Source organism: Methanosarcina sp., assembly GCF_049706645.1.
Classification (GTDB): domain Archaea; phylum Halobacteriota; class Methanosarcinia; order Methanosarcinales; family Methanosarcinaceae; genus Methanosarcina.
This window is the reverse complement of record NZ_JBNAKP010000021.1, coordinates 71474-93003: the sequence shown is the minus strand read 5'-3', so window position 1 is coordinate 93003 and position 21530 is coordinate 71474. Positions and strand designations below refer to the sequence as shown.

Genomic DNA, 21530 nt, shown 5'->3' with positions numbered 1-21530 from the left:
TTTTGCCTCCGATTTACAGGTATCCAAGCTCATGCACGATTTCGTTCAACAGTTTTTCCAGAAATTCCGGAAAGAAAACCCCGAGTGCCAGAATCATAAAAATAATGGATAAAATTGGGAATTTCATACCGCTCCTGACTACATACGGAGTAAGTGGGGTTTCTGGCCCTTCGGCCCCAACCTCTTTCGAACTCCGGGTAAAGGCCTCGATTAAAAACCTTGCAAATGCAGCTGATGCAATGACCAGCAGGAGAAGAACTGCAAAGACAAGAGGTTTCGAAAACCCGAATGCTTCTAGCAGGATAAAGAGTTTGGCCGAAAAGATCGGGAAAGGGGGCATGCCTATGATTGCAAAGCTCCCAATAACAAATCCCCAGCCTGCAATGGGCTGGAGCGAAAAAACGTCTCTGATGTCCTGGATCAGGTTGCTTTCGTATTGCCTATGCAGAATGCCTGCCGAAAAGAAGAGTGAGGCTTTGGTCAGCGAGTGGGCAAGGACGTAAAAAAGTGTCCAGAAAAGGGCAAAAGGCGTTCCAACCCCTATTCCGATGAGAAGAATGCCCATATGTTCCACACTTGAAAAAGCAATCAGCATCTTCAGGTTCTTTTGCAAGAGCATATTCAGGACCGCAACCGCTACCGTAATTAGCCCGAAACCCATCAGAAACTGAGATGCCATATCTTCGGCCTGCGTCTGCCTGATAACCGCGTACATCCGCAGAATTCCATACATGCCTATATTTAACAGGACACCGGATAAAATGGCGCTTACTGCTGAAGGGGCTTTTGAGTGGGCATCCGGAAGCCAGGTATGGAAGGGGAAAATCCCGGATTTTGCTGCAAAACCGATAAAGAGAAACACAAAACTTGCAGTCAGCATTTTAGGAGACAGAAGGGCTGCATTTTCAATCAGCACGGTCCAGTTAAGGGTTCCGCTGCCCAGCACTTCCCCGGAGAGTGTATATAGAAAAATCAGCCCTATGAATGAAAAAAGCATGGCTCCCGAAGCTATGAAGATATACTTGATGGCAGCGTCGATGTTTTCTTTGGCAGACAGGATAGCCACAAGCGCGGCTGAAAGAACTGTTGTCAGCTCGGCAAAGATCCAGAATAAGGCAAGGTTATCCGAAAAGAAAGCCAGGGTAGCGGTCGTAAGCAGGAGGCTAAAAACCATATAAAAGATTTTCAAGTTATTCCGGTGCAGTTCCTGGGCCTGCATCAGGCTTTCGACATAACCGTTTGCATAGACCGAAGCCAGGAAAAACAATAAGGCTGCAATCAGAACTTCATAGATACTGAGATGATCTACATAGAAATACTCGCTTCCGGCCTCAAAAGCCGGGACTGCGGTAGTGAGCAGTGCATAAAGCCCGATTGCAAGAAATGCAAGGGTGTGCAGAATACAGAAAGCATTCATTGCCCTGTGGGATTTTGAAAGCAGGATAAGGGCAAGAGCTATGGCTCCTGCTGCCAGATAACCGAATATGATCATTAATCTTCCCCTCCTGACCAGATTTTGAGTGTCTGGAGGCGCTGGTGGTATTCCTCACTAGTGGAATCGAGACCTATTGCGAGGATAGTTATTAACAGTACAAGGATCATCAGGTCTATCACTATCAGAATTTCTATAATAAAGGGGAGATCCGCAACAAAGATTCCGAAGAGCAGGACCCCGTTTTCCATTGTCAGGTATCCTATAACCTTCGTAATTACTTTTCTGCGGCTGAATATCACAAGCATACCCATAAGCGTCAGGGATAAGCCTATAACAGCCCCCATGAAAAATAACTTGCCCAGAATAAACTCATTGAAAAAGCCTGAGAGGAAGACATAAGCAAGCAGGATCAGGCCCATGCTAACAAGGAGGGATGCTGTTGGCTCCAGGTAATTAAACTTCAGGTCCCGGCTGATTTTGATTTTTTCCCCTATCAGGTTTATAAAGATGGGAATTAACAGCACCTTGCTCACAAGTGTAAGGGCTGCGATCGCAAGCAATGTCCTGTTACCCTCGATAAAGTAAAGGGACGAAGCGATCAGGACCAGCAGCAGGGACTGAACAGCATATACGGTCAGTAGCGAAGCAATATTCCTTGTGGAAAGGATAAAGGCTGCCGTGATCAGCACAAAGACAAAGAGGATCCTTACAATATCTTCGAGGAATGCCGGATCTGCCAGGAAGGAAAATATCATGCAAACACCTCCATCAGTATGGTAAGTGCGGAAAAGAAAAATGCCATCATATAGAATCCGGGCAGCCTGAAAAGCCGCATTTTTGCAATGGAAGATTCAAAAAGACCTATTACCCCTGCAAGCAAGCAGGCCTTTACAAGGAAATAGAGGCATGAAACCACAAAGCCTGTGAAGGTAAGCTCGGTCGCAAGCCCCCAGGGAGCCAGGATGTTTATCAGAACTGCCATCAGGATTGTCTGTTTAATGGCATGGGCAAGCTCTATTAAAGCCAGGTTTTTCCCGGACTGCTCCAGAATCATGGCTTCGTTTATCATTGTAAGTTCAAGATGTGTTGCCGGGTTGTCCACGGGAATCCTTCCGGTTTCCACTATAATGATGATAAAAAGGGAAATGGAAATAAGGGTCAGGGTCGGGCTTTCCGGGATTGCGGACCCGGCAGTTATTGCAAACATCTCATGGAAGTTTACGGTTCTCAATACGTATGCAAGTGCAGCAAAAGCTATGATCATTGTAGGTTCAATCACAGCCGAGAGACTCATCAGGCGGGAACTGCCCATGCCCCCGAAAGTGCTTCCCGCATCAAGCCCGCAGAGTGCCGTAAAAAAACGCTCTATTGCGAGCAGATAAAGGAAGACTATTATGTTTCCGATTCCTGCAGGAGCATCGGGGATAAAGACGATCGGGACAAACAGTGTGGCCAGGAGAAGGACTCCCAGGTTGAGATAGGGAGTAATCCTCATAATCCCTGAGGAATTGGGTGAGTAAACAACTTCCTTTTGCATTAGCTTGCGCAAATCGAAATAGCTCTGCAGGAGACTCGGGCCTTTTCTTCCCTGGGCATATGCCTTGACCTTTCTGATCAGGCTCATAAAGAGCGGTGAGACCAGCAGGACAAAGCCCGTGTTCAGCAGGGCGAATAAGAGGAATGAAGCATTCATGCGAAATACCTCGTAAATGTCATCAGTGTAAGTACTACAATAAAAACATAAAGTACATAGGTATCCAGCTTCCCATTCTGCATTCTGGAGACCTGGGAAGAGACCAGGCTGACTGCATAGGCTACTGGAAGATAAATACGTTCCTCAAAAAATTTAATAAGGTGGATCCTGGCAGTCCCGTCCTTAAAAATGCTTTCCTTTGTATCTGAATACGTCCTGGTACTGGAGATCTCGGTCCTGTAAATCTTTTTGAAAATGAATACAAGAGGTTCCGAAAAGCCTGCGGAGCTATATTCCATTGTGGGATGCTGGGCCAGAATTCCGCAGCCCCAGGTTTCTTTGATTATCCTCGGGCTTTTCGAAGGACCTGAATTGCGAACTGCAAGCCATACAAGCCCGCAGGCGGCTGCAAGAATCAACCCGAGAAGCAGCATGTCCGGAATTCCAAGGTCAAAGCCGAGAAGACCCAGAAGCCTGGATGAAAACAACCCTGAAAGGATGCAGAGAGCTGCAGGTACAGCTTCTCCGAGCAGCATGGGTTTCGGGACTTCGGCGGCTTCCTTTGCGCATTTCGTCCTAGGAAGGGCAAGGAAAGTAATTCCGAAAAGCTTTACAAAAAGCGCTGCTGCAAGCGCACTGGTAAGGGCAAAGACCGAGAGGGTAATAATTAGAAGCACCTTTAAAAGCGGGTCGGGAAGCGCTGAAGAGTAGAAATAAGCCTGAAAAAGCATCAGCTCACTTACAAAGCCGCTTGTTGGAGGAAGGCTGGCAATTGAGATCGAGCCTATCAGGAAAAAAGCGGCGGTATGGGGCATACGTTTTACAAGGCCTCCGAAAGCTTCGATGTTCCGTGTGCCAGTAGCGTGAACCACCGAGCCTGCGCAGAGAAAAAGCAAACTTTTGAAAAGGGCGTGGTTAAAAGCGTGAAAGCAGGCTCCTACAAGGCTTAACAGGGCAAGGGCCTCAAGTCCTTCCAGTTTAAATATCAGATACAGACCAATTCCCATGAAAACGATACCGATATTTTCTATGCTGCTGTAAGCAAGCAGCCTTTTTATGTCGCTCTCCTTAAGGGCGTAGATTACCCCCAGTATGGCTGAGAGACTCCCTGCTATCAGGATTAGCGTACCCCACCAGAGTTCCGGGTTGGAGACTGAGAGTAAAAACCGCAGGAAGCCGTAGATTGCAACCTTCAGCATTACGCCTGACATCAGGGCCGAAATGCTTGAAGGGGCTGCAGGATGAGCATAGGGCAGCCATTTATGGAATGGGACAAGCCCTGCTTTGATCCCGAAACCGGTAAAAAGGCAGAGGAAAGGCAAAGTCAGGATGTGTGCCGGGTAATCCAGCTGTCCGAATTCGGCAGAGCCGGTCAGCCTGAATAGACTTATAAAACCCATGAAAAGAAAAGCTGTACTCAGACTTGTCATTATAAAGTAGAAGAGCCCTGCTTTTTTGTTTTCTTCCGAGGAATAATCGTGGAGTACAAGCATTAAGGAAGACAGGGACATTATTTCCCAGAAAACCAGGAAACCTACCATGTTTCCTGCGAGCACGACCATCAGCATAGCCAGGATAAAGAGGTTTGTAAGGGCTGCCTGGAGGTTTTTTCTGGCTTCACTTTTAGCGTGTTCCACATATTCAACGGAATATATCGAAACGCCTGGCACAACAGCTGCGATAAGCAGAATAAAGCCTGCAGAAAGCCTGTCTGCCGCCAGGGTAAAGTCCAGCCCTGGAAGGAATCCGAAGGCTGGAAAAGCAGGCTCTTTTCCTGTGTAAAGAACTGTGCCTGCAAAAGCCAGAAGCAGGATTGAAGAAATAAAAGATAGGCCGAAAGAAGCCTTTCGTGCATTTTTACTGTGGTACAGGAGAGGCAGGGCAGTTCCGGATATAAGGGCTATAACAGCACCGTAAATGAAAGCTTCGAGCAACTTCATTCACTCCTTAAGCCGATCTCCGCAGTTGGAATAAAATTTTCAAATTTTATTCCACTCCAGGCCGGGCATTGAAGCTCTTCAGCTCGTGTCCCACTTAAAAGGAAATTTTTGAAACTGTCCTTTTCATAAGAGATATTGAGAGTAATTCCATAGTTCGTATTTACATTCCACCGTAAACTTCTATTTTCAAGGGTTTTTTATCCCGGAAACTTTTCGCCTAATACTCTCTAACATTATATATGTTTACATTATAAACTTTTTTGCAAAAGTTGATAGCTATCACTCGTTATACTTAAACTCGAAAAATGAAAATTACCGAATGCCTCAAAAGTAGATAAAAAAACTTTTTTTCCTGATGAACGAGTAACACATTTGCATTTTTTACGTCATCACTGAATATATATATTCTAGGCCTTTATAATGATCTTAAATGACAATCCTCTTCGAACAACAGTGATCTTAGATGAGTAATGATCTTAGATGACCATTATCTATTTTAAGAAGTCCCATTAAGTCTGCTACTCGCCCGAGTCCCATAAACTTTTAGAAAAATTTTGATCAAAAACCTTTTCAAAAAAGGCTTGATCGCAAACCTTTTCAAAAAAGGTTTGATCGAAAACCCCTTACAGGGGCGTGATCAAACGGCGCAACGTTTGCGGCTCAACGGTCGCGTTTGTGCTCAAGGGGGATTCTTTGTAAAGCTATTTCCCTCATTTTCGGGATTTTCAGTATTAAGGTTACTGAGGTCCGTTAAGTGTAAAGATTTGTATTAAAACTATATTTCCAGCTCTTTTATTCTTTTAAAACCCGGTAGACCAGATGTACATATTTCTTTTCCACGATCTCATCTTTTAAAAGTTCAAGCCGGATTCCGCTCTTCTCGAGTGTCCTGAAAAGGTTTGTTCCTCTTCTGCCTGTAAGCTCAGGGGTGAGGATCAGGCTGATTTCTTCGACAAGCCCATGATCGAGCAATATGCTGTTCAGCACTCCGCCGCTGTCCGAAACTACAAGTTTGAAACCATACTTTTCATTTGCAATTTCGAGTGCCTGTTGGATATTTACACGTTCTGCGCCGGTCCGGATGAAGTCATAGTTCCTCTCTTTCAGATAATTGATGTAAGCTTCAGGAGTCCTTTCCGAGACCAGGACAATTACATCTTTACTGTATTCGGAACGCCTGAACACATGCATTAGCCCTTCCAGGATTCCCCTTGAGTCAGCAATCAACCAGTATGCCCTGGGGTCATCGGGCTGGATTTCAGGTTTCCTGAAGTCCGATTCTTCTTCAGGCGGAATTTTTTCGCAGAAAAACTGGGTTCCGGTTTTTGCAGTGTTTGAGCCGACTATCATGGCATCGGGCTGATAACTGCTCAGGATTTTGTAGTGAACATCAAGATTTGCCTCGAAGCCTGTAGTGGAGCCATCGAGACTTATGCTGTTGTGAATAACCAATTTCGGTAACATACTATCCCCTGAATTTTCCTTTTCCCATATTGAATTTCCATTAATTTCTTTAATGCTGGAAAGTTACTTTAATCATACGCCGAATGAGCTTTTGCTTCCAGTAAAGCTTCCATTAAATATCGAATAAACTTATTCTATATTGGAATGTATTTAATCTGGATGCATACTGTGGAATTTCAAAGCGTATCAAAGTCTTTCTCAGAAAAGGATATCATTCAGGATATCTCGTTTTCAGTGAGTCAGGGCGAGATCTTCGGGCTTCTCGGGCCAAACGGGGCAGGAAAGACGACGCTTATCAGGCTTCTTCTTGACATTATCCGGCCGGATACCGGGGAAATACATGTCTTTGGGGATCTCCTTAGCCCGGCTGTAAAGGACAGGATAGGATATCTTCCTGAAGAAAGGGGATTGTACAGGAAAACAGGACTTCTGGATATGCTGATTTATCTTGCACAGCTTAAAAGCATTCCGAAAAAACAGGCTCATTTAAACGCCGAATCCCTTCTTAAATCCCTGGATTTATATCAATATAAAAACAAAAAAGTTGAAGAACTTTCCAAAGGAATGCAGCAGCAGATCCAATTTCTTTCCGCAATTATCCATGAGCCTGAACTTATAATCCTTGACGAGCCCTTTTCCGGGCTTGATCCCGTAAGTACGAAGGCCATTAAGGCCAGAATCCTGGAACTCAGGGCCGCAGGAAAAACAGTAATCCTTTCCACGCACATGATGGAACAGGCTCAGAACCTATGTAACAGGGTTCTTATGCTCAATAAAGGCAGGAGAGTACTTTATGGCCCTGTGGATGATATCAGAAGGGAGCGTGGAAAAAACTCTCTGGTTGTAGAATTCGCAGAAAAAGAAGATTTGAATGTAATTCGGGAAATTTCCGGCATAAAGAAAGTAATAGAATCCGGAAAATTGGTTGAAATCTTTCCTGAGGAGGGAATAAACATACAGACCCTTCTTGAGGAACTCGTCCGGAGGGCAAATCTCCTGCGTTTTGAGCAGGCGCTTCCTTCCCTGAATGAAATCTTTATTGAAATTCTGGAGAGTGCCGCCAATGAATAATTTTCCCGGAAAAACCTTTATTGTTGCCAGACACGAGTTCGTGAAAACCATAAAACGCAAAGAATTTCTTTTTATGACTTTTCTCTTCCCTCTCCTGCTTACGGGAATCAGTCTTCTTCCGGCAATATTCTCAGACATGACCCCGGCCGAAGACCAGAAAATAGGTTACATTGATCTGACCGGCGCCTTAGAATTTCCAGAATCAGTCCGAAGTGAAGGCCTTTCTCTGGGATCTTCCGAGGCCAGAACCTCAGTTATGGAATTTGTAATGTACAGGGAAACTTCCGATGCAAGGCAGTCCTTACAGGCAGGCCTGATCTCTTCCTATGTTATTATCCCTGGAGACTTTCTTGAGACCGGAACAATAGAACTATATAGCCTTGAAAAAGAGGCGCCTGTGCCAAATCTTGAACTGTCTGCCGAACTTTCGGATATTGTTATAACCTCCCTCCTTAAGGACAAGGTGGATGAGCCGATTATCAATAGGGTCCGGGATCCGGTCAACATAAAGTTTTATAATATCGGAGAGAATGGAGAATTTTCTGAGCAGGGCATTGCCGAGATCTTTGCCAGCTTTGGACTTCCTATCCTTACAGCTTTTCTCCTGCTCTTCAGTATTTTTTCATCTTCTGGCTTTCTGCTTCGCGGCGTTGCCGAGGAGAAAGAGAACAGAATAATAGAAATTCTGCTTTCTTCCGCAACCCCTTCCGAAATCCTCACAGGCAAGATCCTTGGCCTTGGCACAGTTGGCCTTTTGCAGATTGTTGTCTGGTTTGCGGCAATAGCTCTCGGGAGTGGGTATGCCCTTCCTGTAAAAATCGACCCTGTTACTCTCTTCCTCGCTCTTATTTATTTCGTGCTGGGCTTCCTATTTTTTGCCAGTATGATGGCAGGAATAGGGGCAGTGACCAGCTCTCTGCAGGAAAGCCAGCAGATTGCGGGAATTTTCACGTTTGCAGCCGCATCTCCTCTTATATTCATGCAGCTGATCCTTACAGACCCGGACAGTTCATTTTCAGTTTTTCTTTCCCTCTTCCCTCTTACCTCGCCTGTAGCCATGCTCGCCAGAATGGGGGCGGCATCTGTGCCTGTTTACCAGATTCTTGCCAGCATCACCATTCTGTTTGTTTCGGTTCATGGGGTGATCCTGCTCTCCAGCCGGCTTTTCAGGGCTTACCTGCTGATGTACGGGAAAAGGCCCGGACTACGGGAAATTCTGAGAAATCTCAGGGAAGGGTCCAGATAAAGGGAAGATAATACAGAAGATAAGTATAGTATTTTGATTGGCACGTAGGAATTTTAATTTAATTAAAAGGTTTTTTAAGTACCTGATCTTTACCTCGAAGCCGAAGAATAGAGCTGTTTCCTATGAGGAATTCTTGAATATCGGAGTGACAAAAGCTTCCATCGCAGGTAAACAAAAGCTTCCATTGCAGGTAAGCAAGGGCATTCTATTATTAAATTAAATACAAGGACTGGTTAAGTAAATTAAAATTCTATCGTTAATATTTTATAATAATAAGTATATAGTTATACTTGGTTCATAAGGGAGTACTGTGGAATGGAGCAAATACCGGACAGCTTGAAAACTGATCCAGCAATAAACTTCATGACATAGAACAAACCTTGTGAACCACCTGACTACCCTCTTTTAAACTACCTAACTAGCCTTTTTAACCGACTTTTAATTCAACGCTTAAATCTATGAATTGCTCGTCTCCGGCTTCCACTCCATCCTCAGGTTTTCATTTCTACTGTGAATCCAGTTGTCTCCTTATTTCTACGGCGACTTCTTTGCCCTGGAGAATTTCAAAGCTTATGATAGTTCTGCTTGAATGCAGACCGGAGCGATATAATTCACCACCTGGAGAGCAATACTCTCCAGGAAGTTTCGGATGCTCCAGGGAATTTTCTCCAGGGTATGGGAGGCGAAGTTCAGGCTGCCTACAACCTCTCCTCTGTACTTCAGAGGGATTATGGCAACAGCCTTTATTCCTTCTCTCTTTATTGCGTCAGCCATTGTATCGGAATAGAATTCCAGTGAATATATGGGCTTTTCAATTGAGATTTGCCTTGCCTCCAGAGAATCTGCTTTATATCTGGAAACTTTTTCCCTGAACTCGTGAGAAATTCCCCTGTATGCGACCAGGTTTATCTGGTCCAGGAGTTCGTCCTTGAGGTAGATAGCCCCTGCATCGAGTCCGTTTATTTGAAGACAGGAATCAAGAACCCGGTCGAGTATCGTCTGGAGGTGCCAGGTGGTACTCAGTTCCTTTCCGAGTTCTCGCTGGATCTCAAGCATTTTCTGGGCTTCTTTTCTTTCGGTAATATCAACTACAAGCCCCTGAAAATGGGTTGCTTTTCCTTCCCTGTCTCTCTGGATAAACGTTTTCTCATCTACCCAGAGCATTTTTCCGTCCCCAGTAAAAATCCTGTATTCAACGTCAAAAGAATCCTGTTTTTCTGCAATATTGCGTTTGAGGATCTCAGTGACTGAGCCAATATCATCCCTGTGAATAATGCTTTTGTAGGGGACTTTCCCTGAAGTAAAATCTTCTACCGTATACCCGAACTGAGCCACATTTTCTGAAACGTACACAATTGGAAGGTTTTCTTTGTTCTCCCACAAAAAAGCCACTGCCTGACTGTTGTTGATTATAGTTCTCAACAGCTTCTGAGTTTTTAAAGACTTTCGTAGGGCTTCTTCGCTCTCTTTCCTCTCAGTTATGTCGAGCACGAGCCCCTGTAAGTGAGTCACTTCTCCGTCAGGACCACGCTGGATAAATGCCCTTTCGTTTACCCAGTGGAGGTCGCCTGCTTTTGTAAAGATTCTATACTCTACATTGAAGTCAACTTCACCTCTCCGGATACGCTCTTTAAGTGAATCCTCAACTCTCTTCAGGTCATCGGGATGGATAATATCTCCATACAGGACCCTGCCTGAAATAAAGTCCTCCACTGTATACCCAAACTGGACCACATTTTCAGAAACAAACTCTGAAGGCCATTTTTCTTCATTTTTCCAGAGAAATACCACTGCAGGACTGTTATTTACTACGGTCCTGATTATTTCCTGCATCTCAAGGACAGAAAGTAAATCCACAATCCCTATTGCCGCAATAACCTTGCCGTCCTCTGAGAAAATTGGGGAAACAGCCACGTTTCTGCCCAGATATGTGCCTTCTTTGGGCACTCCACGTATGGTCTTGCCTGTCCTGAGCACTTCTTCCAGTACAGGGCCTGTATAGTCCCTGTCAAGGATTTTACCTTTCTCCAGACGAAGTCCGTTTCGTTTTAGGCTGCGGATAGTGGTTGGAAGCCCGACGAGGGAGTGTATTGCGACTGCTATTGACTCAAGTTCCTCAGATCCCGCGTCTTCTGATATCAAAGAAGTAACCTTCTCACCCCCGGAAAGATCCTGATAATTCTTAAAAGTAAAAGGCAGAAAAATTTTAACAAGAATAAATTAAGAACTGAACCCTTTGTACGTCTTTTTTTTCTTTATTTTTATACCTTTTTAAGGGTTATAAAATTATTCTTAATTTTATTCTTAATTTATATAATTCGTATTTTTCTTGAATTCTCAGATTTAAATTCCCTTAAAGGCGCTCTTTTCTGGTTTTCGTCCCTGCTATAAACCCAGGTTTCCCGGCGGTATGGCTTTCCAACGGTCTCGGAAACGCAACAGTTAAAGGTAAAATAGTTTCAGGTAAAATAGTTTCAGGTAATTTTAGTATATTTTGAAAGATCAGTAAAGGGACAGTTAAGCATTATTCCTCTTGCGATATTTTAAGCAAGGTCAATTTTGATAAATCTGGAAATCTTTCACAGGAATTCTTGAAATCGAACGCTACACTCGCACTTTCTGGTAAAAATGGAAGGAACGTGTTCAAAGTTATGAAAATTCTGGTTATCATGGGAAGCCCGCGAAAAGGTAACACTTATCAGGCGGCGAAGAAAATCGAAGAATTCATGCAATCTATGGGCAAAGTTGAATTTGAATACCTGCTGCTCAGAGACGCAAATTTATCGCAATGTCGGGGCTGCTTTGCCTGTCTCTCAAAAGGAGAGAATTATTGTCCGTGTAAAGACGACGCTTCTCTTATAGAGCAAAAAATGCATGCTGCCGATGGAGTAATCTTTGCGTCGCCTGTTTATGGTATGAATGTTTCTGCACTCATGAAAACGTTCATTGACAGGTTCTGTTACATCCTTCACCGTCCCCGCTTTTTCAATAAAAAAGCCCTTCTTCTCTCTACCACAGGCGCGGTGGGTCTTAAGGAAACTCTCGATTACCTCAAACTGATAGCTGGTATATGGGGTTTTGAGGTAAGTTCCAGTGTTGGCCTTGTGACTCCTCCAGGTCTGATCTCCAAGAAGCAAGAACAGGAAAATGACCGGAAGCTTGAGAAAGCTGCATTCGAGTTTTATAATTCCTTCCAGAAAAAACGCCGCTCTCCAGGGCTTAAAGAAGTATTGATTTTCCGTGCCCAGAAGGCGAGTTTTGGAGAGCCTGACCTGAGTTTCCCTGCTGATTATACGTACTGGAAGGAAAAAGGCTGGCTCAACCCGGAAGCAAAGTATTACGTGGATGTGCCGGTTAATCCTGTTTACAATGCTATCGGCTGGATCTCTGAGCGAGTGCTGAGACGAAAAATGCGAAAAGATCTGGCTGAAGTAAGAAAATAAATCCCTTCTTAAATCAGTCGTTAATTTTAACCGAATCTAAAATTAGATAATAGTCCTGAGCGGATTCGAACCGCTGTCCCGGGCTCCAAAGGCCCGAAGGATTGACCACTACCCTACAGGACTGCATGTTAAAGCTTTTACTTATAGATTAATTCATGTACTTAATTTTTGTGCCAGCTCTGGGCTATTTTGCGTTAATTTTTCCAGCCGGATCCCTTTTCTCTATATTTCCGCTATATCCCTCTTTTTATATTTCCACTTTTTCTTTCTCTATATTTCCGTTTTGTGTTAATCTTCCCTTTAAAACTTTTTATCCTTATATATTTTTAGTTACAGTCTATTTCTGGCTTTGAAATATTTGGTATGGAACGATTTTTCGCTTACAGGCAATTTTTCAGATAATTAATTTAAAGTAATTTATTTCACTACTATATTGTGTAACTGGAAGAGAAAGGGTATGACTGAATAGCGAAGTAGCGGGTTGTGACAGAATTTCCCGGGGGCTGGCGGTTCTTGCTTCAGGATATGTTTGATGGGAGCATGTTTCGGAAGCGGCTGTATTGGGGGATACGGTAAATGAACTATACTGCTCTCGGGCTTCTTCTTACTAAACCGCGCATGATTTTAACGATTTTTTTAAGCAATTCTTTTAATTTTAACTTTATTTAGTTTTAATTCCTTTTTATATTCACTTCGTATTGATTTTAATTTCTTCTTACCCTTACCTGTTATTTCCGGACATTTTAAAAGTCAAAAAGTAAAAGTTAAAAGTATTACTTTTCTGCCTTTTCTTTTTTATTCCCCGGTTTATCTGCCGATTCTGCTATCTGTCTAATGCGTTTAGTTTGCTACACAATTTTTTTATCGATTATCAGTCCATTTTTGCGCTCTGGGTTAAAAATATAAATTCCTACTAACCAAAAAATAGGAATCTCTAAATTTGGCTCTTTGCTGGCATTGAAATCTTTTATGTCAAACTCTTTTTTAATTAAAAACAATTTTTCATATAATTAATTTAAAATAATTTATCTCCTTAGTATATTCTGGAGTTGGGAAGTGAGGTGGGGAATTACCACAATAAATAAGAGAATGACCTGGAGTTGCTAATCTTTCTTCGAATCAATATGCTTGGGGGAGCATAAATTCGGAGAGACTGTATTGGGGGATACAGCCAGCTGATGCAGCGCCTCCGGGTATTTTCTTGCTGTTTTTCCGGATTTACTGGATTTACGATTTACTGAATTTACTGAATTTACTGATTTACTAACACTGCTAACCCTTTGTTCTCTTCTGGTTTTTGTTCTTCACTCAATCTTTCATTTTTCTAACATTCTTGTTTTCCTGTTAACCTTTTATTTTTTCTCACTTTTTATTCACTTCTCTATTCTATTTTTTTCTGACTCTTTTGTTATCTTATTTCTCTTTCTATTATCTACCAGTCCCTCTGCTGTGATTTCTAATAACAAAAGGTTATTTTGCTCTATGTCTTCGCTTTGTGATTTTAAAATTTGTCTTTGAGTAATACTTCTATTTCTTTCCCAGGTCTCTTTTAGGGTTTTAAAGAGTTAAAAATTTCCTTGAAGACTTTTATTGAAAGCTTCAGCCGGATTATAAGCTGTAAATTACCTGATGATCAAACCTTTTATTGCTGCATTTCCTTTTCGAGGCTTATTAATCCCTGGTTAACGCTAAAAACTCATTTAATCTGAAATTATACTTCGTTTTTAAAACTTTTTATGCGAAAGCATTTTTCGTTCGAAACTAATTTTTGGCATAATTAATTTAAAATAATTACAGGGATAATTATACATTGTACCAGGGGAGAACAGAACGAGTGAGTAACGGGTATGAATAGAGTAGGTAAAAGAATTGCCCGGAAGCTTTTGATCCTGGTCTGAATATGCTTGGGGGAGCGTATCTTCGGATCGACCGTATCGGGGGCTACGGTAAAGGGAACATGAAGCTTTCGGGCTTTTTCTTAATCTTCTTTTAACGTGCATTCTTCTTTTTCTGCTATTATTTATAACACCTTTTAATGAAATTCTAATGCGTTCTACCTTCTCCTATTCTGCCTGATCTCAGAAAGAGGGTACATAGACTTTTTGATGGAGTATGAGACGAAAATAATAAACATTTCATTCGATAGTGAGAATACAAAGACAATTCTACGGACTCGTCTTCAAAATATTATCCTCCTGGTTAAGTAAATGACATATGTGAAAAATTCAAATATGTTTAGTTCCTTTTTTAAATCGAAATATAAAATTCTGAGTAAGGTCTGAAATAGACCTGCTCTTGAATCCTGTTATAAAAAGAACTATTTTTGGTGTTGAGGTATTTTATGGAGACCAGGAGACTACACGTTTTATTTATTCTATCAATTGTCAGCCTGCTGCTTCTTGGATGCATCGCTCCGGCAGTAGCTTTAAACGATTCCCTGAACGAAATTAGCGTTCTCAGTAATGATGTCGATTACGAGCTTCAAGCAGACTCGGAAGCCAGAATCAAAAATGTCATCATTCTTGTCCCTGATGGGTGTTCCCAGAGTGTACAGACGCTTGCCCGGTGGTACAGCGGAAAACCCCTTCAGGTTGATGAAATGACAGCCGGAACAATCTCAACTTACAGTACTGACTCGGTTATCACGGATTCCTCTTCTGCAGCAACGGCATTTGCTACAGGGTATAAAACAACAAACGGATTTGTGGGCGTTGGCCCGGCTGACGAGACTGTCCTGAGCACGCTGGAAACCCCTCCTGAAGAACTGCAATACAGCCCGCTTGCAACAGTGCTTGAAGGTTCAAAACTTCAAGGCAAGGCTACCGGACTTGTGGTAACCGCCCGCGTAACCCATGCCACACCTGCAGCTTTTGCTTCCCACATCCATGATAGGGATATGGAGAATGAAATCATGGAACATATGGTTTATGAGGATATTGATGTGGTCTTTGGCGGTGGTTCCGGTTATCTCATACCTGTAGCTGAGGGAGGAAAAAGGACTGACGGAGAAAATCTGACACAGGTACTTCTTGACAGAGACTACCAGCTTGTTGACACCAGAGATGAGATGTCGAGCCTGACTACTGGAAGGGCATGGGGTCTCTTTGCCAGCAGTCACATGGCTTCAGACATTAACCGGCCATTCCTTGCGCCTGATCAACCTTCTCTTGCAGATATGACCGGAAAAGCTATCGAGCTCCTCTCCCAGGACAAAGACGGCTTCTTCCTTATGGTTGAAGGCAGTCAGGTGGACGGGGGAACCCATGCCAATGACCCTATCTATGCTGTTACCGAATTCCTGTCTTTTGACGAAACTGTTAAGGTTGCAGTGGACTTTGCCGAAAAAGACGGGCATACTCTTGTCCTGGCCTTTCCTGACCATAATACCGGTGGTATGACTATTGGCAGTTACTCCGATTCCGAGTACGACTCCACGACGGTAGAAGAAGTTATTGAGCCTCTCAAAGGTATGAAACTTAACTCCTTGGGTGTTACAGCAAAAATAGGAAAAGATCTCTCTCCCGAAAACATCAAAACCCAGCTCAAGACATGGTGGGGCATTGATGCAACTGACGAGGATATAGCTGAAATTCTTAAATTGTACGACAATGGAAAAGGCCTCTCACTTGACTATGCCATCAGCGAGGTAATCAGCCGGAGTCACACAGTTATCGGCTGGACTACTCACGGACATTTGGGGGGTGATGTTCCTTTGTGGGTTTACGGCCCTGACCACCCATCAGGCTATCTGGATAATACCGAAATTGCGGGATATGTTGCTGAAAAAATCGGCTTTGACCTGAATGAAACAAGCAGGTGCCTGTTTGTAGAAGTTGGGGAGGCTTTCTCCAGAGACAACGGGGATGGACAACTGGACCAAAATGAGTATTTGCTGGATATGGCAGATGCTTCAAACCCTGTACTGAGGATCGGAAATGCCGAACTACCTGTTAGCAAGAACCTTCTTATCAAGGACGGTGTAACTCACGAACTCAAAGGTATAATTGTTTACGCGCCGATAACAGGCAAAGTTTACATTCCTAACGAAGTACTTTCACTCGTCTGATGAAAGTACTGCTAAATTGTTGACAGCTACCCTTATTGGAATAAGGGGCATCTATGTTTCAGGAAGAGATCTATAAATTTCAAATTCAGTAGAATGTAATTTTCGAAAATCCCTGGGATAGCTCTTCCCCCAGGAGTTTTTCCATTTCCTCTTTCAGGTTTTCAATAGCTTCTTCAGTGGTATTTCCCTTGCAAATTATATCAGCTTCAGGGCAGATTGAGACGTAGAAAGCTTCTTCCTGACAGATGGTTGCAGAAAAAGGAAACCAGATTGTCATACTTTAAAATATCCATCAGTCTACGTTTAAGGATTTCGTATCTTTCATATCCTTAAATTGCTTTCTTGCGGAAAATTTCCCCACGAGCGCAGGAGTTTTATACTTAAGCTGGCATCACATTCTAAATTTATGTTGTGGTGTTTGTGGGTTCTATGGCAACCGAGTATATCCTGTCCTCTCCTGTATCTTTACCTGACCTTTCAGTACTTATTCTTCTGGGCGTCTTTGTACTCACTGCTCTCAGGCAGGTCGGATCTTTAAGGCTGCAGATCTGGCAGATCATGACTTTTGGAGCGATACTGGTACTGCTGCTCGGCGAGATTTCGCCTGAAGAAGCCCTTGAGGCGATTAATATGGACGTGCTCATCTTTCTTTTCGGGGCTTTTTGCGTGGGAGAAGCACTTAACAGGAGCGGATACCTTGCCTGGCTCGGGAACCGGATAGTTTCCAGGGCAAGGGACACTGACCAGCTTGTTTTGCTTGTACTCTTTTCTACAGGGATCCTTTCTGCAATCCTTATGAACGATACCCTGGCTATCATGGGTACCCCACTCGTTCTGGGATTTTCCAGAAAGTACAATATCTCTCCCAAACTCATGCTCTTTTCCCTGGCGTTCGGAGTAACTACAGGAAGCGTTATGAGCCCTATAGGAAACCCGCAGAATCTCCTCATAGCAATTGGTGGAAACCTGGATACTCCTTTTGTAACATTTTTGCGTTCACTCGCCCTGCCAACCCTTATATGCCTTTTAATTGCTTATGCCGTGCTAAAACTCTTTTTCCGGGAGGAATTCGGAAAATCAACCCTGATCCACTCCGAAGAAATCATTACCGATCCTGAACTTGCCAGTGCCTCAAAAATGGCTCTTTCCCTTTTGCTGATTCTCATAGCCTGTAAAATTTTCCTGGTGGAATTTTTGCCTGCGTGGGACTTCAACCTGAGCTGGATTGCTCTTTTCTCTGCCTCGCCTGTTCTGCTCAGTAGAAAGCGTGTTGAAATCCTGAAAAATATTGACTGGGCAACTCTGGTCTTTTTCGTTTCAATGTTTGTGCTAATGCAGAGCGTATGGATTTCCGGGACATGCCAGGAGTTGCTTGCCAGGATGTCTCCGCAGTTGGGCTCTGTGTCAACTATTCTTGCGCTCAGCATTGGACTTAGCCAGCTTATTTCTAATGTTCCCTTTGTTGCGCTCTACCTGCCTGCCATGGGCAGCACAGTTTCTCAAGGGCAGCTGATGGCGCTTGCTGCTGGAAGTACAATTGCAGGAAATCTTCTAATCCTGGGAGCGGCAAGTAACGTTATAATTATTCAAAATGCAGAAAAAGAGGGAAATACTCTTTCATTTACAGAATTCTCCCGAATAGGGGCCTTAATAACTATTTTAGACGCTATTATTTACTCTATCTTCCTCTAACTCTTAAAAGCTATAAATTATCTTAGAATGATCCCATAAGGCTTAATTCTACTGTAAACCCGATTTAGAGGTATATTGGCCCTCAATAGGTTAACCTTCTTTCTTCTAAGGGTATATATACGAGTCTCAACCCTCCGATAAACTTGATATACTCAAAGCACATACACTTTTTTCTGGAAGATATAAAATCATGACCCAGAACAATACAGATTCAAATACCAGGCGCAAGCGCGTCAGGTTCACCGTACAGAAGAAAACCTTTGGGCCTGTTGAAGACCTTGAAACTCATGTCCGGTCCGACTGGTGGCAGACTCTTTTTAATTCACTTTACCTTAAGACCGATGCCGATCTTCTGGATGATATGGAGGTTACCAGGAAAGAGGTCGATCTCATTGTTTCCATTTTGGGAGTGGCTCATGAAGAAAGAATTCTTGATCTTTGCTGTGGGCAGGGAAGACATGTACTTGAACTGGCAAGAAGGGGTTTTTCAAACGTTGAGGGATATGACAGGTCCCAGTACCTTATAAGGAAAGCCAGGACCAGAGCACAGAAAGATAACCTGCAGGTCAGGTTCAGAGAGGGGGATGCAAGAAAACTTCCCTACCCATCTGATACTTTTGATATAGTGACTATTCTGGGCAACAGTTTTGGTTACTTCGATTCAACGCTCCAGGATCGAAAGGTTCTTGAAGAAATCTTCAGAGTTTTGAAGCCTGAGGGTAGGGTTTTCATTGATGCCGTGGACGGGGATCATATGAAAAAGAGTTTCCAGCCAAGGTCATGGGAATGGCTGGACAGGAAGTATTTTGTCTGCAGGGAAAGGGCTCTTTCAGCCGATGGGGATCGGCTAATTTGCAGGGAAGTGATAAGCCGTATTGACAGGGGGGTAATTGCAGACCAGTTTTATGCTGAGAGGTTATACAATAAAGAAAGCCTTTTTGAGTTACTTACCGCGTCAGGTTTTAGCAGTCCCGCTTTTCATACCACTTTCAGCCCGGTATCCGCAGGCACTCAGGATGCGGGCATGATGGAGCAGAGAATTCTGGTCTCGGCTTCTGTTGAAAAACCGTGGCTTCCTTCTCTTCAGGCAGCCGGGAACAAAAAACCGATGAACATTGCAGTCGTGCTTGGAGACCCAAGGAAAGAAGACCAGGTCAAGCCTGCCTGTGTGTTCGACGATGACGATTTTGATACGCTTGAGAGAATGAAAAAGGCACTTGAAGAGATTCCCTTCATGAGATTTATTTTCTTTGACAGGCATGAAACACTGCTGGAAGATCTGAAGAAGAAAGCAACAAAAATCGATCTTGTACTTAATCTCTGTGATGAAGGGTTTTACAATGATCCTACAAAAGAGCTTCATGTTCCGGCCTTGCTTGAACAGCTCAATATCCCTTATACAGGGGCAGGTCCTCAATGTCTTGCCTTCTGTTATGATAAGTCAATTATAAGGGGAGTCGCCCGAGAAATGCGCATTCCTGTAGCAAAAGGAATGCTTGTAACCGTAGACTCGGATCTTTCAAAACTTTCTCTTTCTTTCCCCTTGCTTGTAAAGCCTAACTCAGGGGATTCGAGTTTTGGGATTACACAGAAAAGTATTGCTTACAGCCGCGAGGAGCTTCTGAAAATTCTTGCGGCAACCCGGGAAAAAATGGGCTCGGACAGACCTTTCCTGCTAGAAGAGTTTCTTCCCGGAAAAGACATCAGTGTCGGCATTATTGGAAATCCGCCTGCATGTACAATACTGCCCATTACGGAAGAAGATTACTCGGCAGTGCCGGAAGAACTTCCAAAGATCTGCGGCTATGAAGCCAAATGGCTTCCGGATTCTCCATACTGGAACATAAGATCCGTGCCTGCCGATCTTCCTGAAAAAACCAGAAAAGAAGTCGTGAAATGCTGCCTTGCTCTCTTCACCAGGCTGAGCTGCAGGGACTATGCCCGTTTCGACTGGAGGCTTGATGCCGAAGGCAAACCCAGGCTGCTTGAAGTGAACCCCAATCCTGGCTGGTGCTGGGACGGTCACCTTGCAAAGATGGCAGCCTATGCTGACATTTCCTATTCAGGAATGCTTGCAGCCATTCTTGAAGCTGCAAAGGAAAGGTATGGTCTCGGAACTGCCGGAAAAATCGAGCTTTCCAGAAAAGTGCCTGAAACAACTCCCAGAAAAAGCCCTGCTGAATATGCTGCCGAGTTTGAGGAAGAGATTGAAGCCAGCAGCTCTATGGATTCCGAAACTGACAGGAAGAAAGGTGTTTTTTCAAACACTTCCGAAACAGTACAGGCATTTGAAAGTATATAAATTCAAAAAAATGCGGAATGCGAGATGATCGGATTTTCCTTTTCGCGCTCCGCTTTTCTTTTACTTCGGCACTTTTTTACTTCTGGATTATGATTGTAAGGATATCTTCATCCCGCATTCTGTGGTCGAGGCCCACTCTCTGCCCAGGATGTTTTGCAGATGTGCCCCATATATGGGCATAGCGGAATTTCCTGCGGAAATCTCTGTGAAGGCGGTCACAAATCTGACCTATACTGGTCCCGCTCATAACTATCAGGGGCTCTTCCATGTCTGCGGCCTGTCCCTGCGGTTTTAAGTAGACTCGAATGAAACCCAGCCTGTCGTAAATGGCATCTTTGAGAGCTTCGATGTTAAAGCCTTCATGGGCTGAAATGAACATCGATTCCGGGTATAATTCTCTGCACTCTTCGATCAACTGGGGATAAGCCAGGTCAACCTTGTTAATCGCTATAAGGGACCTGACATAACTGCGGTTACTCAGGACAACGTCGATAAGCTGGTCAACCGTTATGTTTTCTCTTATAAGCACGCTGGCGTTATGGATCTTATACTCGTCCAGTACAGCCTTGATAGTTTCCTCATCCAGGTCAAGGTCAACGGTTGAGTTGATCTCTACTCCGCCCCGGTCTTTCTTCTTAATTACCACATCAGGGGGCTCTTCATCCACGCGAATACCGGCCTGATAAAGTTCGTCCATAAGTACTTCATAATGCTTGGGCTGAAAAACGTCGAGCAGGAATATAACCATATCCGAGTTCCTGATAACGGATATGACTTCCTTTCCACGCCCACGCCCTGAAGACGCGCCTTTTACAAGCCCTGGAACGTCAAGGAACTGGATTGTAGCCCCTTTATGCTCAAGCACGCCTGGCACAACTGTAACGGTAGTAAACTCATAAGCTCCCACTGCGGACCTGGCGCCCGTGATTTTGTTCAGGAGCGTGGATTTCCCTACTGATGGAAAACCTACAAGGGTTACGGTTCCATCTCCTGATTTTCTGACCGAGTACCCTTCCCCTCCTCCTTTTGCCGAGGCTTTCTTTTCAACTTCATCTCGCAGGCGGGCTATCTTCGCTTTCAGGCGGCCTATGTGATGGGAAGTTGCCTTATTGTACTGGGTCTTTCGAATTTCGTCTTCGATTTCCTGTATTTGCTCCTGTATGCTGCTCATCTGGAAC

General features: G+C 43.8%; 14 protein-coding genes and 1 tRNA gene. 6 read left to right on the top strand and 9 right to left on the bottom strand.

Going from position 1 to position 21530, the window contains the following annotated elements:
* Window positions 1-13: 13 nt before the first annotated feature.
* From ACPK8D_RS08935 to ACPK8D_RS08915, 5 genes are all read right to left on the bottom strand, one after another.
* Window positions 14-1492, bottom strand: a complete 1479-nt coding sequence (locus tag ACPK8D_RS08935) for a proton-conducting transporter membrane subunit (RefSeq protein WP_424717503.1) — start codon at window positions 1490-1492, stop codon at window positions 14-16.
* Complete coding sequence (locus ACPK8D_RS08930) at window positions 1492-2190, bottom strand: hydrogenase subunit (RefSeq protein WP_424717502.1); 699 nt, start codon at window positions 2188-2190, stop codon at window positions 1492-1494. Before ACPK8D_RS08930 ends, ACPK8D_RS08935 begins: the two co-directional genes overlap by 1 nt.
* The gene (locus ACPK8D_RS08925; RefSeq protein ID WP_424717501.1) at window positions 2187-3128 is read right to left on the bottom strand and encodes a respiratory chain complex I subunit 1 family protein; all 942 of its coding nucleotides are present in this window, start codon (window positions 3126-3128) and stop codon (window positions 2187-2189) included. The genes ACPK8D_RS08930 and ACPK8D_RS08925 overlap by 4 nt, the downstream gene beginning before the upstream one ends.
* Window positions 3125-5068: a proton-conducting transporter membrane subunit gene (locus ACPK8D_RS08920; RefSeq protein WP_424717500.1), complete on the bottom strand. Its 1944-nt coding sequence runs from the start codon at window positions 5066-5068 to the stop codon at window positions 3125-3127. The genes ACPK8D_RS08925 and ACPK8D_RS08920 overlap by 4 nt, the downstream gene beginning before the upstream one ends.
* A gap of 792 nt (window positions 5069-5860) precedes the next feature.
* Entirely contained in the window at window positions 5861-6532 is a 672-nt protein-coding gene (locus ACPK8D_RS08915) for a dihydrofolate reductase family protein (protein ID WP_424717499.1), read from the bottom strand.
* A gap of 144 nt (window positions 6533-6676) precedes the next feature.
* Between ACPK8D_RS08915 and ACPK8D_RS08910 the strand changes: the two genes are divergently transcribed.
* Both ACPK8D_RS08910 and ACPK8D_RS08905 read left to right on the top strand, forming a co-directional pair.
* Complete coding sequence (locus ACPK8D_RS08910) at window positions 6677-7603, top strand: ABC transporter ATP-binding protein (protein ID WP_424717498.1); 927 nt, start codon at window positions 6677-6679, stop codon at window positions 7601-7603.
* Entirely contained in the window at window positions 7596-8849 is a 1254-nt protein-coding gene (locus ACPK8D_RS08905) for an ABC transporter permease (RefSeq protein ID WP_424717497.1), read from the top strand. The genes ACPK8D_RS08910 and ACPK8D_RS08905 overlap by 8 nt, the downstream gene beginning before the upstream one ends.
* A 570-nt stretch (window positions 8850-9419) precedes the next feature.
* On the opposite strand, the gene ACPK8D_RS08900 is transcribed toward ACPK8D_RS08905, so the two are convergent.
* The gene (locus ACPK8D_RS08900) at window positions 9420-10991 is read right to left on the bottom strand and encodes a PAS domain-containing protein (protein ID WP_424717496.1); all 1572 of its coding nucleotides are present in this window, start codon (window positions 10989-10991) and stop codon (window positions 9420-9422) included.
* A 449-nt stretch (window positions 10992-11440) separates the two neighbouring features.
* Here ACPK8D_RS08900 and ACPK8D_RS08895 point away from each other — a divergent pair, with 449 nt between their 5' ends.
* Entirely contained in the window at window positions 11441-12292 is an 852-nt protein-coding gene (locus ACPK8D_RS08895) for a flavodoxin family protein (RefSeq protein ID WP_424717495.1), read from the top strand.
* A gap of 50 nt (window positions 12293-12342) precedes the next feature.
* Here ACPK8D_RS08895 and ACPK8D_RS08890 read toward each other — a convergent pair.
* Window positions 12343-12415, bottom strand: a tRNA-Gln gene (locus ACPK8D_RS08890).
* Window positions 12416-14633: 2218 nt separating this feature from the next.
* On the opposite strand from ACPK8D_RS08890, the gene ACPK8D_RS08885 reads away from it, so the two are divergent.
* On the top strand, window positions 14634-16358 hold the full coding sequence (locus ACPK8D_RS08885) for an alkaline phosphatase (protein WP_424717494.1): 1725 nt from the start codon (window positions 14634-14636) through the stop codon (window positions 16356-16358).
* An 85-nt stretch (window positions 16359-16443) separates the two neighbouring features.
* Here the strand turns inward: ACPK8D_RS08885 and ACPK8D_RS08880 are convergent, their stop codons facing one another.
* Window positions 16444-16635, bottom strand: a complete 192-nt coding sequence (locus ACPK8D_RS08880; RefSeq protein WP_424717493.1) for a hypothetical protein — start codon at window positions 16633-16635, stop codon at window positions 16444-16446.
* A gap of 152 nt (window positions 16636-16787) precedes the next feature.
* Between ACPK8D_RS08880 and ACPK8D_RS08875 the strand changes: the two genes are divergently transcribed.
* Window positions 16788-18050, top strand: a complete 1263-nt coding sequence (locus ACPK8D_RS08875) for an anion transporter (RefSeq protein WP_424717492.1) — start codon at window positions 16788-16790, stop codon at window positions 18048-18050.
* A 190-nt stretch (window positions 18051-18240) separates the two neighbouring features.
* Entirely contained in the window at window positions 18241-20352 is a 2112-nt protein-coding gene (locus tag ACPK8D_RS08870; RefSeq protein ID WP_424717491.1) for a methyltransferase domain-containing protein, read from the top strand.
* A gap of 76 nt (window positions 20353-20428) precedes the next feature.
* Here the strand turns inward: ACPK8D_RS08870 and ACPK8D_RS08865 are convergent, their stop codons facing one another.
* Window positions 20429-21523: an OBG GTPase family GTP-binding protein gene (locus ACPK8D_RS08865; RefSeq protein ID WP_424717490.1), complete on the bottom strand. Its 1095-nt coding sequence runs from the start codon at window positions 21521-21523 to the stop codon at window positions 20429-20431.
* Window positions 21524-21530 lie beyond the last annotated feature (7 nt).

Excerpts from the sequence above, each read along its gene's own strand:
- ACPK8D_RS08935 (WP_424717503.1), bottom strand. The coding sequence starts at position 1,492 with ATGATCATATTCGGTTATCTGGCAGCAGGAGCCATAGCTCTTGCCCTT.
- ACPK8D_RS08915 (WP_424717499.1), bottom strand. The coding sequence starts at position 6,532 with ATGTTACCGAAATTGGTTATTCACAACAGCATAAGTCTCGATGGCTCC.
- ACPK8D_RS08885 (WP_424717494.1), top strand. The coding sequence starts at position 14,634 with ATGGAGACCAGGAGACTACACGTTTTATTTATTCTATCAATTGTCAGC.
- ACPK8D_RS08925 (WP_424717501.1), bottom strand. The coding sequence starts at position 3,128 with ATGAATGCTTCATTCCTCTTATTCGCCCTGCTGAACACGGGCTTTGTC.
- ACPK8D_RS08875 (WP_424717492.1), top strand. The coding sequence starts at position 16,788 with ATGGCAACCGAGTATATCCTGTCCTCTCCTGTATCTTTACCTGACCTT.
- ACPK8D_RS08920 (WP_424717500.1), bottom strand. The coding sequence starts at position 5,068 with ATGAAGTTGCTCGAAGCTTTCATTTACGGTGCTGTTATAGCCCTTATA.
- ACPK8D_RS08910 (WP_424717498.1), top strand. The coding sequence starts at position 6,677 with ATGTATTTAATCTGGATGCATACTGTGGAATTTCAAAGCGTATCAAAG.
- ACPK8D_RS08880 (WP_424717493.1), bottom strand. The coding sequence starts at position 16,635 with ATGACAATCTGGTTTCCTTTTTCTGCAACCATCTGTCAGGAAGAAGCT.
- ACPK8D_RS08930 (WP_424717502.1), bottom strand. The coding sequence starts at position 2,190 with ATGATATTTTCCTTCCTGGCAGATCCGGCATTCCTCGAAGATATTGTA.
- ACPK8D_RS08905 (WP_424717497.1), top strand. The coding sequence starts at position 7,596 with ATGAATAATTTTCCCGGAAAAACCTTTATTGTTGCCAGACACGAGTTC.
- ACPK8D_RS08870 (WP_424717491.1), top strand. The coding sequence starts at position 18,241 with ATGACCCAGAACAATACAGATTCAAATACCAGGCGCAAGCGCGTCAGG.
- ACPK8D_RS08865 (WP_424717490.1), bottom strand. The coding sequence starts at position 21,523 with ATGAGCAGCATACAGGAGCAAATACAGGAAATCGAAGACGAAATTCGA.